The following is a 16816-nucleotide window of genomic DNA, read 5'->3' on the forward strand; positions in this document are numbered from 1 at the left end:
CTGCCGCGCAACCGCAGTTTTGCAACAACAACACCCGTCAAGAAAAATCTTGACGGGTGTTTTCTTATGCCTTTTCAGTTTTCTTCGGAAGCAGCAAGCCAATCAGCAGACCGACCGCAGCCGGAATCAGCCAGCCGAAGCCGAGTGCGTTCAGCGGCAGCGCCCGCAGCAGCGGCGACAAGACCGGAATCGGGAATGCCGCGGCAATGCTCTGCACAGCAGTAAAGGCAATGCAGAGGCGGTAAACCGCACCGTGTTTCTCCGGCTTCGGGAGGAACGACAGCACGATCAGCACGATAGCGACCGGATAAATCGCGTTCAGCACCGGCGTGGACAGACGGATAATACCCGCCAGACCGATATTCGAAATAATCATGCTGGCCGCAGCAAAGAACGCCGCAATGGCCGGATACGGAATACGCGGCAGCAGCTCATGGAAATACTGACCGACGCAGGCAATCAGGCCGACACAGGTATTGAAGCATGCAATGACGAAAATTGCGGCAAGCAGCACCTGCCCGACCGGGCCAAACAGACCTCTGGCAATATTGCTCAGCGTGTCCGCGCCGGTCGAGCCGCCCGGCCATGCCGCGCCGGACAGTGCGCCAACGTGCGTCAGCATCGCGTAAACCAGAAGCAGCATTGCGCCTGCAATCCAGCCTGCACGGATGGTGCTGCGGCGCACCTGCTGTTCGTCCTCGATACCGTAATCCCGAATATTCAGCGCGATAACCGCGCCGAAATTGAGTGCCGCCAGCGTATCCATTGTCTGGTAGCCATTCAGAATGCCCGTCAGGCCCGGCAGCGAAGCGTAGTCTGCGGTCGGCACGCCGTAATGCTCTGCCACCGGATGAAACAGGCAGCCGAAAAACAGCACGAAAATCAGTACGATCAGCGTCGGACACAGAATGCGTCCGAGCCAGCTTGTCAGCTTTTCCGGGTGCAGTGCAACGAAAAACGCTGCCGCAAAGAACACGATAGAGTAAATCAGCTGCCGCATTGCATCTCCGCCGATGAGCGGCGCGAGCATTTGGAACGATGTACTCGCCGTGCGCGGGATGGCCAGACACGGACCGATCGACAGGTAAACCAGCAGCGCAAATATCTGCGCAAATCGCGGATGCACACGCCCGGCCAGCTCGGACAGCCCGCCTGCACGCGCGACAGCGATCACGCCAATAACCGGCAGACCGATCGCGCTGACCGCAAATCCGACAAAGGCCAGCCACGCGACAGTGCCCGCCTGTGCACCGAGATACGGCGGGAAAATCAGGTTTCCGGCGCCGAAAAACATGGAAAACAGCGTAAAACCTACCAGAAGCAGGCTCCTTCGGTTTAACTTTTGCATAGCAGTTCTCCTCCTTATGAATAGTGAAAGCGCCATCATCGCGGGACAATGGCGCCCGGGTTTGCATCCGAGTCAGATGCGTTTGCTCATTTTTTCGCTGTATTCTGCGCGATAGTCCTCGAATGTGCCATTATCGAGTGCGTCACGGATTTCCTGCATGAGGTGGTTGTAGAACCACAGATTGTGCATAACGAGCAGTCTCTGGGACAGCATTTCACCGCTCTTGAGCAGGTGGCGCAGATAGGCGCGGCTGAACCGCTGACAGGTCGGGCACTGACAGCCTTCTTCGATCGGACGGTCATCGGTCTGGTACTTGGCATTCATAATGTTCAGGATGCCGTTATGCGTGAACAGATGACCGTGACGCGCGTTGCGGGTCGGCATAACGCAGTCGAAGAAATCAATACCGCGGGCAACACCTTCAATAATGTTGCTCGGTGTGCCGACACCCATCAGGTAGCGTGGCTTATTCTCGGGCGCATGCGGCAGAACAACATCGAGAATATGGTACATGACCTCGGTGCTTTCACCGACGGCAAGACCGCCGATGGCATAACCCGGCAGATCCAGCTCCGCAATCGCTTCCATGTGCTCGATACGCAGGTCATCATAAGTGCCGCCCTGATTGATACCGAACAGCAGCTGGTGCGGGTTTACCGTATCCGGCAGCGTGTTCAGACGGTCAAGCTCGGTTTTACAGCGTTTGAGCCAGCGCGTGGTACGGTCAATGGAGTTTTTTACATACTCACGCGGCGCGGGGTTCTCGATACACTCGTCGAACGCCATCGCAATGTCCGAGCCAAGGTTGGACTGGATCCGCATGCTCTCCTCCGGTCCCATGAAGATCTTGCGGCCGTCAACGTGCGAGTGGAAGGTTACGCCTTCCTCCTTGATCTTGCGCAGGGTCGCCAGCGAAAACACCTGAAATCCGCCGGAGTCGGTCAGCATCGGACCGTCCCAGCGCATGAATTTGTGCAGACCGCCCATCTGCTTGACGATCTGGTCGCCCGGACGGACGTGCAGATGATAGGTGTTGGACAGCTCAATCTGACAGCCAAGCTCCTTGAGGTCGAACGCGTCAACTGCCCCCTTGATGGCACCCGCTGTGCCGACATTCTGGAATACCGGCGTCTGTACCACACCATGTGCCGTGCAGAACTCGCCGCGACGGGCGCGGCCCTCGGTTTTGATTAGGTTAAATTTTCCGATTTCCATAATTCCCTCTTATCCTGTTTTTAGTACAAAAGCATCGAATCACCGAACGAGAAGAAACGATATTCTTCCTTGATGGCTTCCTGATACGCATTCATGACCATTTCTCGTGTCGCAAATGCCGAAATAAGCATCATCAGCGTGCTCTCCGGCAGATGGAAGTTGGTCACAAGATGATCGACTGCCTTGAATTTATAGCCCGGATAGATAAAAATATCCGTCCAGCCGGACTGTGCGCGTACAGTGCCGTCGTCAGCCGCGATGGTCTCTAGCGTGCGGCTGGCTGTTGTGCCGACCGCCCAGATCTTGCCGCCTGCGGCACGCGTATCGTTGATGATTCCCGCGGTCTCTTCGTCCATGATATAATACTCGGAGTGCATGATGTGGTCGGTGATCTCATCCTCCTTGACCGGGCGGAACGTACCCAGACCGACATGCAGCGTCACGAACGCCAGTTTTACTCCCTTGGCTTTCAGCGCGTCAAGCAGCTCGGTCGTGAAGTGCAGGCCGGCGGTCGGTGCAGCTGCAGAGCCCGGTGTTTTGGAGTAAACCGTCTGGTAGCGTTCGGGATCATCCAGCTTTTCCTTGATATACGGCGGCAGCGGCATGGTGCCGAGCTTGTCGAGGATTTCCAGGAAAATGCCCTCATAGTGGAAACGGATCAGGCGGTTGCCGTCCGGCTGAACCGCCTCAACGGTTGCAGTCAGCAGGCCGTCACCGAAGGTCAGCTCTACGCCGGTGCGGGTCTTTTTACCCGGACGCGTCAGGCACTCCCACAGGCCGTCGCCCTTGTCGGTCAGCAGCAGCACCTCGATCGGCGTAACATGGCCGACAGCGTGGCCCATCAGCCGCGCCGGAATGACGCGGGAATTGTTGAACACCATGCAGTCGCCCGGCTGAACATACTCCAGCAGATCGCGGAAATGGCGGTGCGTCACCGAGCCGTCCCTGCGGTCGAGCACCATCAAACGGGACGCGTCGCGCTGCTCCAGCGGATGCTGGGCAATCAGGCGTTCGGGCAAGTCAAAATAAAAATCGCTTTTCTTCATCACAAAGGCAAGGACGCTTTTAAGACAATATCGCCTAAGCGCCCCTGCCGTTTTTCCTCCCTTGCGTGTTGATTTTATAGATTACTCGGCAATTTCAATGCCGGTAAAGTAGAATTTCAGAATCTGGTCATAGGTGAAGCCCTTCTGCGCCATTGCGTAAGCGCCCCACTGACTCATGCCGACGCTGTGTCCCCAGCCGGAGCCGTTGAACGTATAGCTGGTCGGATTGGTAACGGTCGGCGTGGTATTCGAGCCGGTATTGCCCGAATTACCGCTGTTTGTGTCCTCGTCATCGCCGGAATAGTCGCTTGTGGTTTTGACGAGCACGGTGTTATCCTCAAAATCAACGTCGAAGCCGATCGCCTTGCCGATATCGCGCAGCTTGTAGTAGTTGTTGCCGTTGATGATGTAGCCGTCCAGTGTGATCTCCTCGCCGTCGAGCACAATCGTCGAGGTGGATTTGCCGATTTTCTCCACCGCCGTGGACGAATCCGCAAGCTCGCCGCCAACGGTCTCATACGCCGTGCCGGAGGTCAGGAGAATGCGTTCATTCTCCTTATCCCAACGGACGTTGAACTGGCCTTTGGTGCCGCTCAGCAGATATGCAATATCGCGCAGCTTGAAATAATTGTTGCCATACTGCGTGCCGTTTACAATGTAATACCCCTGCGGAGATACGGTTTTGCCGTTGACCTTGACGTTATGCGTCGAAGCCTTGACCTGCAGACTGGTCTTGTTGCCCGAGCCGCCCACCGGCGTGATCGTGTAGCGAATGCTCTTGAGACCGAACACTGTGCGGACGCTGCTCCTGGAAATCGTAACCGACTTGCCGCTCGTATCCGTTACGGTGACTTCGTTTACGTTATCGGTCGCGGTGCGCTTGGTGACCTGCACATTTGCCACCTTGCCGATGGAGTAGCCTGCGGCATTCACCTTCTGCTGAATCTCATCGGCGGTGAGCGTCACCGTCCATCTGTCCTTGCTCGGGTCCTCATACGGGTCAGCCTTGCCCTTGAGGTACGCGTAATCGCCGCCCCAGACGTTCGCTGCGTCCTCGGTTGCGCCGCCGTCCGACGAATAAAAGTAACCGATGACCGAGCTGCCGTTGTACGACAGCGTTTCACCCTTGGTCGCATCTACTGCCGCATCAGAAGCCTCGGTTGCACGGTTGGCGCCCAGATACACCTGACAGTTCGTGGTGTTGCACAGATCGTAATCACTGCCGTGCTTGTGTGTGCCGAGTGCAAACGAACGAGCACAGACTGCCTGTGCCTTCTGCGCTTCGGCAGGCCAGTCCGGGTCGATCTCATACGGCAGCACGCCCTTCACATAATCCTCCACACCCACATAGTTTATAACAGTGATGCTGCCGTTCGATGCACGGCGGTACACAAAATCGCCGTACCACTTGTAGCCCTTGAACCACGTCAGCGCGCTGTTCGGACGAATGGCGATATGGTCTGCACCCGCTGCGGACGTATACAGCACCGAGCCGCTGTCGGTATCGCTGACCTGAAAGGCATCGTTCACCAGCTTGACGGTCAGCGCACTGCTCGTGATCGACTTGCTGCCGGAGAACGCGGTGCCGCTGACGGTGCCGACCGTGTAGCCGGTTTTGCAGCCGCTAACGTTCTCAAGTTGCGGTGCCGCAAAGGCGGAAGCGCCGCTGATCGTCAGACCGACACGCAGGCGTGTATCGCTGCTCGCTGCATGTGCCGGAACAGCACCGATGCAGGTGACCGTCATCACGGCGCAAAGCAGCATGGATAACAGCTTTTTCATTTTTATCAACTCCTGTTTTATTTTTTATCCTTGTTTCGCCTTGTTCTTATTGACAAACTCAAGGGTATATTCTAAAATAAAAAGCGAAAGTATCAATACAGATAGAGGTGCGGTTTTCATCAGTACCGGTTGGAAGGGTCCGCAGACCCGATAATCACCCGGGAAAGGGACCTCCGCCGAAGCCGGTGCTTGTTGCGGAAAGGCCGTGCTGGACGCCGTCGGAAAATATCCCAGCGTCTGTCATCAGCGGAAACGCCGGTGGAGAGCTATTCTGTTTAGAGCGCAGCGGTTTGTTCCGCTCCCTCTATTATAGTATAGATCATACCGGTTTTTCAACCGGTATTTTTCTTTTGAGGTAACTCTGTACAATTCGTCTGCGGCACTTTGCGGAAAATTGCTCTTGCCGAATCATCCGAAGTCACCTCTGGATATTCTTTCTGTATGTTTTTCATCACATAATTTCTTTGTTAGAATACCTTTTGGAAGGATTTGATAAACATGAAGCAGTACAAAGTAGGCATCGTCGGCGCGACCGGTATGGTAGGCCAGCGCTTCACCCTGCTGCTGGAAAACCACCCGTGGTTCGACGTCGTAGCACTCGCTGCATCCGGCCGAAACAAGGGCAAGACCTATGCCGAGGCTTGTGAGGGCCGCTGGAAGATGACCGTTCCGATGCCCGGCAAGTACAAGGACATGGTTATGTACGACGCAACTGCCGACGCAGAGGAGATCGCCTCCAAGGTTGATTTCATCTTCTGCGCGGTAGATATGAAGAAGGATGAGATCCGCGCCCTTGAGGAGAAGTACGCAAAGCTCGAGTGCCCGGTTTGCTCCAACAACTCCGCTCACCGCGGTACCCCGGATGTTCCGATGATCATTCCGGAGATCAACGCTGACCATGCCGAGATCATTCCGGCACAGCGCAAGCGTCTGGGCACCAAGCGCGGCTTTATCGCCGTTAAGTCCAACTGCTCTATCCAGTCCTACGTTCCGGCGCTGTCCGCTCTGATGGACTTTGAGCCGACCGAGGTTTCCGTCTGCACCTATCAGGCGATCTCCGGTGCCGGCAAGACCTTCGAGACCTGGCCCGAGATGGTAGACAACGTTATTCCGTACATCGGCGGCGAGGAAGAGAAGAGCGAGAAGGAGCCGATGAAGATCTGGGGTCACATCGAGGGCGACCACATCGAGTCTGCGACCACTCCGGTTATCTCCGCACAGTGCCTGCGCGTTGCATGCTCTGACGGCCACATGGCTGCCGCTTCGGTCAAGTTTAAGAACAAGCCGAGCAAGGAAGTTATGATCGAGCGCTGGAACAACTTCAAGGGCCGCGCACAGGAGCTGAACCTGCCGTCCGCTCCGGAGCACTACCTTACTTACTTCGAAGAGGATAACCGTCCGCAGACCAAGCTGGACCGCAACCTTGAGAATGGTATGGGTGTTTCCATCGGCCGTCTGCGTGAAGATACCATCTTTGATTACAAGTTTGTCAGCCTGTCGCACAACACTCTGCGCGGCGCAGCAGGCGGCGCTGTTCTGATGGCAGAGCTGCTTTGCGCCGAGGGCTACATGGACCGTTAAGGAGGTCACCGTTTTATTATGAAGAAGCCTGTTTTTACCGGTGCTGCGGTTGCTATTATCACGCCGTTCAAGTCCACCGGTGAGGTCGATTACGAAGAATTCGGCAAGATCATCGACCACCAGATCGCACATGGCACGGATGCCATCGTTGTCTGCGGCACCACCGGTGAGGCATCTGCCCTGCACGATAAGGAGCACCGCGAAGCCATTGCCTGGTGCTGTGAGTATGTCAATCACCGTGTACCGGTCGTTGCCGGCACGGGTTCCAACGACACCGCATACGCCATTGAGCTGACCAAGTTTGCCGCTGAATGCGGCGCAGATGCCGGTCTGTCGGTTACGCCGTACTATAACAAGACTACGCAGCGCGGTCTGATCGCACACTACACCGCAATCGCAGACTGCTGCGATCTGCCTGTCATCCTGTACAACGTACCGAGCCGCACCGGTGTATGCTTTACCGCCGATACCCTGTATGAGCTGTCCAAGCATCCGAACATCAATGGTCTCAAGGCCGCATCCGGCAATTTCAGCCTGCTGGCTGAGGCCATGGCTAAGTGCGGCGACAACCTGAATGTCTGGTCCGGCAACGATGACCAGATCGTCCCGCTGATGTCTCTCGGCGGCAAGGGTGTTATCTCGGTGCTGTCCAACGTAGCGCCGCAGGTTGCACACGATATTACGCAGCTGTGCTTTGACAACCGTTATCCGGAGGCTGCTAAGCTGCAGCTGCAGTATCACGATCTGATCGATGCACTGTTCTGCGAAGTCAACCCGATTCCGGTCAAGAAGGCTATGGAGCTGCTCGGCTGGAAGGTCGGCGGTCTGCGCCTGCCTCTGGTTGAGCCGAGCGAGGAGCACATCGCGTACATCAAGCGCGAGCTGGAAAACGCCGGCTGCAAGATCTAAAGGAGCTATAAAAAGATGTTGAAAATTGCACTTTCCGGCTGCTGCGGCCGTATGGGCCATGTCATCAACGACATTGTCAGCGGCAGAGAAGGTATGGAGATCGTTGCGGGATTTGATATCAATACGGTGCAGTATGCAGGTTTCCCGATTTTTGCCGATCCGTTTGAGTTTACCGGCGAATGCGATGTAATCATCGACTTCTCCAACGCCGCTTCTACCGAGCGCCTGCTCGATTACTGCGAGCAGCACGGCACGCCGGTCGTCATCTGCACCACCGGTCACTCTCCGGCACAGCTGGACCGCATCCGTGCGGCTTCTGCAAAGATTGCGGTGTTCCGTTCGGGCAATATGTCCCTCGGCATTAACCTGATGAGCGAACTGCTCAAGCAGTCCGCCGCTGTTCTGGGCGACAAGTACGACGTGGAGATCATCGAGAAGCACCACAACCAGAAGCTGGATGCTCCTTCGGGCACGGCTCTGATGCTGGCTGACGCAGTTGCGAGCGCACTCCCCTATGACGCGGAGTACGTTTACGACCGTCACGAGCGCCGCGAAAAACGTCCGGCACACGAGATTGGTATCTCCGCGATCCGCGGCGGCACCATCGTTGGTGAGCACAGCGTGCTGTTCTGCGGCCGCGATGAGATCATCGAGATTAAGCACACCGCTCTGTCCCGCGAGGTTTTCGCGGTTGGTGCGGTTGATGCAGCCGCTTTCATGGCCGAGCGCACCCAGCCGGGCATGTACGACATGAGCGACGTTATCGCATCCCACAAGTAAAACCAAAGGGATTCTGTTTCTGACAGAATCCCTTTGGTCGTGTAAAAACCGCTCTCAAAAGTTCGAGAGCGGTTTATTTTTATTCTACGCGAAGTTTTTCCACTTCGGCTTCGTTCGGCGTGACGTATGCGGTCTGGTACACATGGTAGATGACCATGCCCGGCTTCGCGCCCGCAGGCTTTTTCACCTGGCGAACCGGCGTATAGTCCACCGGCACCAGAGAGGACGAGCGTCCTCGCGAATGGTACGCTGCGATCATGGCGGCCTCGGTCATGGCCTCATCAGTCGGCTCCCTGCCGTCCGTCACGAGGATAACGTGCGAGCCGTGAATCTTCTGCGTGTGGAACCAGATATCGCTCTTGAACGCAGTTTTGAGTGTCAGCAGGTCGTTTTGCAGATTGTTTTTGCCTGCAAATACGTCGAAGCCGTCGCTCGTGCGGTAATGGAACGGCTTGGCCTGCACCGGCTTGCCGCGCAGCTTCTTGTTGCGCGTCTGCTTGGCAGAGAGCACACCGGACTGCGTGAGCTCCTCGCGCAGCTGTGCAAGATCACGCTCGTTTTCGGCTTCGCTGAGAGCAGCGAGGACACTTTCCAGATAATCCAGCTCGGCTGTGCCCTGTTCGATCTGCTGTGTGAGCACTTCCTCAGCGGTCTTGGCCTTGTTGTACAGCTTGAAATACTTCTGTGCGTTCTGCTGCGGCGTCAGCCGCACATCTAACGTAATTTCAACCTCCGGACAGCTTTCAGCGTAGTAATCGACCACTTTCGCCTTGTTCATGCCCTTTTCCAGCTGATACAGGTTCGCGGTGATGAGTTCACCGGTGCGCTTGTACTGCTCACGGTTGTGCGTAGCCGCGAGTTCCTTTTTCTGCGCCGCCAGCTTGCGGGCCACACGGTCACGCGCGTTTGTGACAGTCTTGTGCAGATCACCGGTGCGGCGCTGCATACGCTCAACCTTGCCCTTTTTCTCAAAGAAGGCTGCAAGCAGCGCACTGAAGCTGTCCGCCTGCGTGACATTCATCAGACCCTCATACTGCGTCACCGGCAGAAAGGTGAAGTCGAACACCGCACCGTCCTCGACCTTGGTCAGCAGGAAAGGCTTGGCTCGGTCATCCTCGACATACGACATGAAATCGTCGTACACCTTGCCGAGCTGCTGACGGTTCTCATCCGTCATGCGTGCGATCGGCTGGGCTGCATCGCCGGTAGCGCGGAAGGACAGCTCGCGGCAAAGCAGCGGCGAAAAGCCCAGAAGCTGACTGAGCAGCCAACGGTCGAGCGTCTGCCCTTCCTCAGCCTGCGATACGGCGGCAGCAAGTCCTGTGCCGGAAACCGTGAATGGGTCGTGCTTGTCCTGTGCGGGCGGCATACGGTAAAACAGACCAGGCAGAACCTGCCGCTTGCCGGACAGGTCGCCATCTACACGACGCAGAGCGTCAATAATACGGTTGTCCTCGCCGCACAGAATGACGTTGGAGTGCTTGCCCATCAGCTCGCAGATGAGGTGCTTTTTGCAGGGTACACCCATTTCATCCGTCGTATCCAGTTCGATGGTGAGCATACGCTCGACCGCCGGCTGGCTCACTGCCGCAATCTTTGCGCCCTGCACATGCTTGCGCAGCAGCATGCAGAACATCGGCGGCGCCGCCGGATTCTCTCGAGCCGCGTCAATAAAATGCACGCGCGGCGAGCCTGCCGCGATCGACAGCAGCAGTCGGCGTGGGCCGCCCTGACCGCCGCGTGTCTGCAGCACGATTTCATCGCGGTCCGGCTGATAGACCTTCTCTACACGGCAGCCCGCCAGTACGTTATTGAGTTCATTTGTCACTGCCCGCAGGCAGATCGCATCTAATGGCATATAAATTCTTCCTTAAACAAATTGGATACAGTCCGCGTGCCGCTCGGAAACCTCGGTGAGCACCTGCGGGAATGCGGCTGTGATTTTATCGGCGAACACGGCCGCGACCGGATTTTCGGTCGGAAAGTGTCCTGCATCCACCAGCGACAGACCGATGGCCTGCGCACGCTGCATGAGATCGTAGCTGCAGTCGCCGATGACGAACGCCTGTGCGCCGCCTGCAGCGGCATAGTCCATCAGCTTGCCGCAGGCACCGCCGCCGACCGCTACGCGCGTGATCGGCTTGCCGCCGTCACAGAAGCGCACACCGCCCGCACGCAGGCATTCCTTGACATAGAGTGCAAATTCGCGCGGCTGCATTTCGCGCGGCAGATCGCCCACACGACCGAGCATGCCGTTCTCGCCTGCCTCCATGCTCACCACATTGGTGAGGAACAGCGCAGATGCGAGTGCGTCATTGACACCGCCCTCCGCACAGTCTGCGTTGGTATGCATGCAGATAATAGAAATATCGTGCTTGATCGCGTAACGCAGCACTCGGCCGGTCGTATCGTCCGATGTCACACGGCTGACCGAGGTGAAGATCGCCGGATGGTGTGCGACAACAAGCTGCGCACCGCGCTCAGCCGCTTCCTGCACGACCGTTTCTGTCACATCGAGCGCACAAAGCACGCTCGTGACCTTCTGCGCACGATCGCCGCACAGCAGGCCGACATTGTCCCAGCTTTCCGCCAGTTCGTAGGGAGCAAGACCCTCCATAAATGTCAAAATATCCTGAACCGTCGTCATTTCAGTTCCTCCCTTGCAGATTGGATGCACTGCACCAGCGCACGCTGGTACGCGAGACGCTTGTTCGCCGATGTACCCTGTTCCATGCCGTCCAGTGCCTTTTTCTCCCGCAGGTAGAGCTGCTCAAGATAATCGGCAGCCCCCTCTGCACGCAGCAAGGCCGGAGAAACCGCACATTCGCTCAGCGGTATTTCCCGCTTCGGTGCACCGCCGCGTACGCTGAGAACGACGTAACGCCGTCTGTCCTCGCGGCACAGCGTTTCACGCTCGATGGCGTAGCCATGCGCGTACAGCCACCGGCGCAGTTCGGCAATCATGGTCATCGGCTGGAGCAGCAGCAGGTGGTCACCCTGGCCGGTCCACGGTGCGGCAGTCAAAATCTCTGCGATGGTCTGGCCGCCCATGCCTGCGATTGTTACGGTGTCGCATTCCTCTGCCCGCACGGCCTCCAGTCCCGGTGCAAGCCGCAGAGACAGGGATACGTTATGCTCTTTCGCATTGCGCTCCGCATGCGCCAGCGGTCCCGAACGGATATCCGAGCCGATAGCCGATGCAATATGCCCATCCAGCAGCAGTGAGATCGGCAGCTTGCCGTGATCCGTTCCGATATCCGCCAATCGAGCATTCTGCGGCACCAGAGCCGCCATACAGGCCAGCCGCGGTGTTAAAATCATACTTTCCATGTAAAACTCCAAAAAAACAGAGCCGGCAAACAATGCCAGCTCTAATTTTCTTACTCACTCGACTTATTCGCCCAGAAAAGCGTTGAGCTTGGCAACCAGTTCATCTGCATTGGTGCCGTGTACCATGCAGGCCTCCTCGATGCTCTCGCCCTGAGATGCCGGGCAGCCGAGGCAGTGCATGCCGATTTCCATAAAGAAACGAGCGGTCTCGATGTTCATATTCAGAACCTCACCAATGGTGGACTTCTTCGTAATAGCAGCCATGATAGTAACCTCCTGTTGCTTTTTGTTTGTTTATAGTATACCGCAAAAATCCGTACTATTCAAGTAGTAAATAGTATTCCCTGTGAAATCGGTCAGAAAACTGCGTAAAGCAGACAAATCATGTATTCACCGAGAAGTTCCCGCTGTACGAATCATCTCCGGCTGCTGCGGAACTGCTTCATCCGGATTTTCGAGCAATGGCTGCATGAGGCTCCGGAGCACGCAAATCCGATGATACTCATACAAAAACAGAGCGTTTCACTGCTGTGAAGCGCTCTGTTTTCATTTTTATTCCTGCAGCAAAAAAGCCGGCGCCTGCACAGCGGCAACCCGTTACCCTTTCTCCAATCTTCACGCTGATAGCACTTCTCTATTTTCCTACCACAAGAATACTGGAAGGACTGCCGGATTTTCCACACGATGTGCCAGATACCGCCCGAGACGGATGCCAAGCAGCCTCAGCACGAGCAAATACAATATGATAGCGGACACGAGCGCTGCCGCGAGGGCGGTCACGGTGTTATCAAACCGGCAGACAAATGTCTGCGCGAAAAAGCGAGTCCACAGGTAAACTGCAGCGCCGCAGAGCAGCGGCACGCCGAACCGCCGGAAGGGTTTCAGGCGGAACGCTGTTCGCCGGTGCAGGATGGCAAGGTTGACCGCAGCGGCGCTCACTCCGGTCAAAAACATGGCCAGCAGGTAGCCGTAAATGCCGAGCGTTGGCCTTGCACACCAGCGGTACAGCAACGCAAGCTGGCACAGCTCCGCAGAGATAGCGGTTGCCACGTTCCACCTTTGCAGACCGAGCGCATTGAGCAGGCTGCCGGTCGCCATCTGGTAGTAGGCCGCCACGGCTGCCGCGCCGAGCAGCGCGGCGTAGCCGCCGGTGAGTGGCTGGCGGAAAAACATCTCGCTCAGCTGCGGTGCCAGCGGCACGAGAACAGCAGTTGCCGGCATGCCGATGAGACCCACAGTCGTAACGGCACGGCCGGTCAAAACACGCACGCGTGCCTGCTCACCGACCGCCTGCGCTGCCGTAACGGCAGGCAGCAGCGCCGTGCAGACCGAGCTGACGAACGCGACCGGAAACAGCAGCAGCGGCATGGCCATGCCCGAGATCACGCCAAGCGCGGACAGCGCCTGCTCATAGTCCAGACCGGCCGCCATCAGACGCTGCGGCAGCAGGACGGCGCCTGCCGAGCCGAGCATATTGCCGATCAGCGCCGAGGCGGATAATGGCGCGGCAATGCCGAAAAACTGACCGTAAAGTTCCTTATCCGGCCTTGTAAAGCGAATATGCCGCATATTTCGTCGGAACAGCCGCGTGAGGAAAAGCGCGCTGAAAATCTCGCTGCACACCATGCCCGCAAAGATGAGCATGGCGATTCTGCCATAGTCGCCGCTGCCAGATTCGTACAGCAGAAAACTGACCGCGAAGATGCGAATAAGCTGCTCCCCGACCTCGGAGCAGGCTGTGTACTGTACCCTTTCCAGGCCGATAAACAGCGATTTGAAAATATTTTCTACGCCGGTGAGCGTCAGGCACAGCAGCATGTACGGAAACGCGCGCGCACAGCGTCCGTCACCGAGCAGATTTGCCGCGATACTGCCGCCGCACAGCAGAACCACCGCTGCGCAGGCCGCACTCAGCGCAAAAAAGGCGCGGAACGCCAGCCGCAAAACCGCACCTAAGCGGCCGCTCTCCCCTCTTGCTTCGCACGCTGCGCTCAGCCGCGAACACGCCGTCGTCACGCCGGACAGGCAGCCTGCATTCAACACTAAATACACCGAATTGACCAGCCGATACACGCCCAGACCTTCCGCGCCTGCAAAGCGGCTGAGCACCACGCGATAGACAAATCCGAGCACCTGCAGCAGCACATTTCCGCACGCGAGCACACCTGCCGCGTATAAAATCGTTCCTTTTCTGACCCGCACAGCATGACCCCATTTCACGAAATTCTATGCGGATTCTGCACGGAATATGCGTACAAAAGCTCCCGCAGCAAACTGCCCGTTCTGTACGCGAGAATGCTTCTTTTTCTGCAGTTTTCCTCATCAAAAAAATCCCTGCACAGAATTCTCACTCTGTACAGGGATTTCTTACTTGCGTTTGCGCTTAGGCTTCTCCTCGATGCCGGTGGACACAATATAATTCTGCCGGAACTTATTTGGCGGCATGCCGACGTTTTTGGTAAACTGCAGATTGAAATAGCTCTGCGTGTCATATCCCACCATCTCCGCGATACGCGTGATGGACAGGTCGGTCGTGATCAGCAGCGTCTGTGCTTCACCGATGCGGCGGCGCAGCAGATACTGCACGGGCGAATACCCGCTCATCTGCTTGAAAACATGCGATAAGTAATACGGACTGATGTGCAGCGCCTCACCCATGCTCTGCAGCGTGATCGGCTCCATATAATGCTTGTCAATATATTCCTTAATCCGTCTGCCGAGAATGTGCGGCTCCTCCAGCGGCTTTTCCGACTCCGCGTGAGGACCGGCGGTGACCGTCAGCACCGACACCAGCAGCGCGTGCATCAGCGAGCTGCAGAACAGCTCAGCGTTCGGCTCACCGGCTGACAGTGTGCGGAACATCATTTCAAACAGACAGCGCAGATCAGCGAAATACTTGCCGGTCGGAAACACATAGCCCGCATCATCCGGAATGAGCGCGTTCTCGCGCAGACCGGGCATATGCAGCCCGCCGACGGCAATGCAGTAGCTGCCGACTTCCATATCCGGACCGGAAACCTCGTCGTGCACCACGCCTGCGTTGTATACGAGCAGATCACCCGGCTTGATGATGACTTTTTTATCGTGAATCAGGTATTCGCTCGAACCGCTGCAAATGAGAATCAGCTCGACAAAATCCTCATGCGCATGCATGACACGCGGATGCGCACTGGCATCCGGTCGGATTTCACTGACGTAAAGCAGCTTCGGCTGATTCTCCCCCTCAAAAATTGATTTAACTTCCTTCTCTACAAAGCACTGTACGTTCAGGCTTGCCTTCGGCATAGTTTTTTGCAGCTCCTCTCTTTCTCTGACGGTGATTTTACTCTTATAAAAGTATAGCACACGGATTCGTTGTGCGCTAGCACATATTTGCTTTTGCAGACCGCCGTATATCGTGCTTTTTTGTGGTCGGGCTGAGAATAATTATAAATTCTTGCTATTTGCAGATTCTTGTTTTTTGTTCTCACTTATTTATAGTATAGCATATCCGACCGAGAATCCTGCGTGTGTTTCTCTGCGGTTTTTCAGCTTTCGCAAACCTGCCGATTCGCCGGTCTCCGACCGGCAAAAAGCAGGATTTATAAAAACAAGCGCACAGCCTCAAACCCGCTCCGAAAAAATACTGTGCATTTTTACCGCCGCTTTTACCTCTAATATATTATATATATGGGATTTTCGGGTGTCCGAAAAAAAAGTTTCCGTTTTTTGAATCAAGCCAAGAATCTAAAAGAAACCGTTCGCCATATCTGCTAAACTATAAGCACAAAGAGAAGAAAGAATCTCACAGCTCAGTTGTGAGATACAACAAGAATGAAAGGACGAAGCATTATGTTAGATCCCAAAAAGGTTAAAATCGGTATCGCGCCTATTGCATGGACCGAGGACGACATGCCGGAGATGGGTGCTGAAAACAGCTTCCTGCAGACGATCAGTGAAATCGCTCTGACCGGTTATGTTGGCACCGAGATCGGCTGCCAGTTCCCACGTGATCCGGCGATTCTGAATAAGGAGTTTGGCCGCCGCGGTATTTCTGCCATCACCGGCTGGATCAGCACCTACTTAAATGAACTGCCGATGTGGCAGAACGAGCGTGCATTTGTTGACCACATGAACTTCCTGAAGTCGATCGGCGCTACGATTATCAACACATCCGATCAGTCGTTCTCCATTCAGCATCAGTGGAACACTCCGCTTTCCAACAAGAAGGTGCTGAACGACGATGAGTGGGAGGTACTGACCAAGGGTCTGGATCACCTCGGCAAGATCGCTTATGACAGCGGCATGAAGATCGTGTACCATCATCACATGACGACTACCGTGCAGAAGACCGACGAAATCGACCGTATGCTCGCTATGACCGACCCGAAGTACGTCAGCATGATTTACGATACCGGTCATCTCACCTTCTCCGGCGAGGACCCGATCGAAATTCTCAAGAAGCACCACGACCGCATCGGTCATGTCCATCTCAAAAATGTCCGCAAGCCTGCAATGGACAAGTGCTACGCCGAGAACAAGAGCTTCCTCCGTTCGATTCCGGAAGGCGTGTTCACCGTTCCCGGCGACCCGGAAGGCTGCGTAGACTTCCCGACCGTATTCAAGCTGCTCGACGAGTACAACTACGAGGGCTGGCTGGTCGTAGAGGCTGAGCAGGATCCGGCTATCGCAAATCCGCTCGAGTACGCCCGCATGGCCCGCGCCTACGTCAAGGAGCACACCGGACTCTAATCCGCCGTTTTGCACACGATCCCAAACTGTTAAGCTGACAACTGAATACGGATGTCTTCTTATCGGTTTACAAGAATACCGGTTCAAAAGAAGG

14 protein-coding genes and 1 riboswitch are annotated in these 16816 nt (G+C 56.1%); of the genes, 4 read left to right on the top strand and 10 right to left on the bottom strand.

Annotation, left to right across the window (positions count from 1 at the left end; genetic code table 11):
* Positions 1 to 64: 64 nt before the first annotated feature.
* From brnQ to PGS25_RS05905, 4 genes are all read right to left on the bottom strand, one after another.
* Positions 65 to 1348: a branched-chain amino acid transport system II carrier protein gene (gene brnQ / locus PGS25_RS05890; protein ID WP_270417976.1), complete on the bottom strand. Its 1284-nt coding sequence runs from the start codon at positions 1346 to 1348 to the stop codon at positions 65 to 67.
* A 72-nt stretch (positions 1349 to 1420) separates the two neighbouring features.
* On the bottom strand, positions 1421 to 2563 hold the full coding sequence (tgt, locus tag PGS25_RS05895; RefSeq protein WP_270417977.1) for a tRNA guanosine(34) transglycosylase Tgt: 1143 nt from the start codon (positions 2561 to 2563) through the stop codon (positions 1421 to 1423).
* Between the two features lie 20 nt (positions 2564 to 2583).
* On the bottom strand, positions 2584 to 3609 hold the full coding sequence (gene queA, locus PGS25_RS05900) for a tRNA preQ1(34) S-adenosylmethionine ribosyltransferase-isomerase QueA (RefSeq protein ID WP_161273941.1): 1026 nt from the start codon (positions 3607 to 3609) through the stop codon (positions 2584 to 2586).
* Positions 3610 to 3690: 81 nt separating this feature from the next.
* Entirely contained in the window at positions 3691 to 5391 is a 1701-nt protein-coding gene (locus PGS25_RS05905) for a SpoIID/LytB domain-containing protein (RefSeq protein ID WP_270417978.1), read from the bottom strand.
* Between the two features lie 94 nt (positions 5392 to 5485).
* A riboswitch (Lysine riboswitch) is annotated at positions 5486 to 5668 on the top strand.
* A gap of 221 nt (positions 5669 to 5889) precedes the next feature.
* Here PGS25_RS05905 and asd point away from each other — a divergent pair.
* From asd to dapB, 3 genes are read left to right on the top strand one after another with little or no spacing between them, the layout of a single operon-like run.
* Positions 5890 to 6972 (top strand): aspartate-semialdehyde dehydrogenase, encoded by a 1083-nt coding sequence (gene asd, locus PGS25_RS05910; protein WP_118729784.1) that lies wholly within the window; start codon positions 5890 to 5892, stop codon positions 6970 to 6972.
* Positions 6973 to 6990: 18 nt separating this feature from the next.
* Positions 6991 to 7881, top strand: a complete 891-nt coding sequence (gene dapA, locus PGS25_RS05915) for a 4-hydroxy-tetrahydrodipicolinate synthase (protein WP_117750875.1) — start codon at positions 6991 to 6993, stop codon at positions 7879 to 7881.
* A 15-nt stretch (positions 7882 to 7896) separates the two neighbouring features.
* Positions 7897 to 8661, top strand: coding sequence for a 4-hydroxy-tetrahydrodipicolinate reductase (dapB, locus tag PGS25_RS05920; protein WP_270417979.1), 765 nt, complete (start codon positions 7897 to 7899; stop codon positions 8659 to 8661).
* A 79-nt stretch (positions 8662 to 8740) separates the two neighbouring features.
* On the opposite strand, the gene PGS25_RS05925 is transcribed toward dapB, so the two are convergent.
* From PGS25_RS05925 to PGS25_RS05950, 6 genes are all read right to left on the bottom strand, one after another.
* On the bottom strand, positions 8741 to 10519 hold the full coding sequence (locus PGS25_RS05925) for an Rqc2 family fibronectin-binding protein (RefSeq protein WP_270417980.1): 1779 nt from the start codon (positions 10517 to 10519) through the stop codon (positions 8741 to 8743).
* 12 nt (positions 10520 to 10531) lie between these two features.
* A complete protein-coding gene (locus PGS25_RS05930) occupies positions 10532 to 11308 on the bottom strand; it encodes a Nif3-like dinuclear metal center hexameric protein (protein WP_270417981.1) in 777 nt (258 codons plus the stop codon).
* Positions 11305 to 11991: a tRNA (adenine(22)-N(1))-methyltransferase gene (locus tag PGS25_RS05935; RefSeq protein ID WP_270417982.1), complete on the bottom strand. Its 687-nt coding sequence runs from the start codon at positions 11989 to 11991 to the stop codon at positions 11305 to 11307. The genes PGS25_RS05930 and PGS25_RS05935 overlap by 4 nt, the downstream gene beginning before the upstream one ends.
* 63 nt (positions 11992 to 12054) lie before the next feature.
* Complete coding sequence (locus tag PGS25_RS05940; protein ID WP_110436676.1) at positions 12055 to 12255, bottom strand: DUF1858 domain-containing protein; 201 nt, start codon at positions 12253 to 12255, stop codon at positions 12055 to 12057.
* A gap of 378 nt (positions 12256 to 12633) precedes the next feature.
* Positions 12634 to 14193 (bottom strand): oligosaccharide flippase family protein, encoded by a 1560-nt coding sequence (locus tag PGS25_RS05945; protein WP_270417983.1) that lies wholly within the window; start codon positions 14191 to 14193, stop codon positions 12634 to 12636.
* A 165-nt stretch (positions 14194 to 14358) separates the two neighbouring features.
* Positions 14359 to 15276: a helix-turn-helix transcriptional regulator gene (locus PGS25_RS05950; protein ID WP_270417984.1), complete on the bottom strand. Its 918-nt coding sequence runs from the start codon at positions 15274 to 15276 to the stop codon at positions 14359 to 14361.
* Between the two features lie 546 nt (positions 15277 to 15822).
* Here PGS25_RS05950 and iolE point away from each other — a divergent pair.
* A complete protein-coding gene (gene iolE / locus PGS25_RS05955) occupies positions 15823 to 16722 on the top strand; it encodes a myo-inosose-2 dehydratase (RefSeq protein ID WP_110436673.1) in 900 nt (299 codons plus the stop codon).
* Positions 16723 to 16816 lie beyond the last annotated feature (94 nt).

Origin of the sequence: Butyricicoccus sp. AM78-15b2TA (genome assembly GCF_027665985.1) — a bacterium.
Classification (GTDB): domain Bacteria; phylum Bacillota; class Clostridia; order Oscillospirales; family Butyricicoccaceae; genus Agathobaculum; species Agathobaculum butyriciproducens.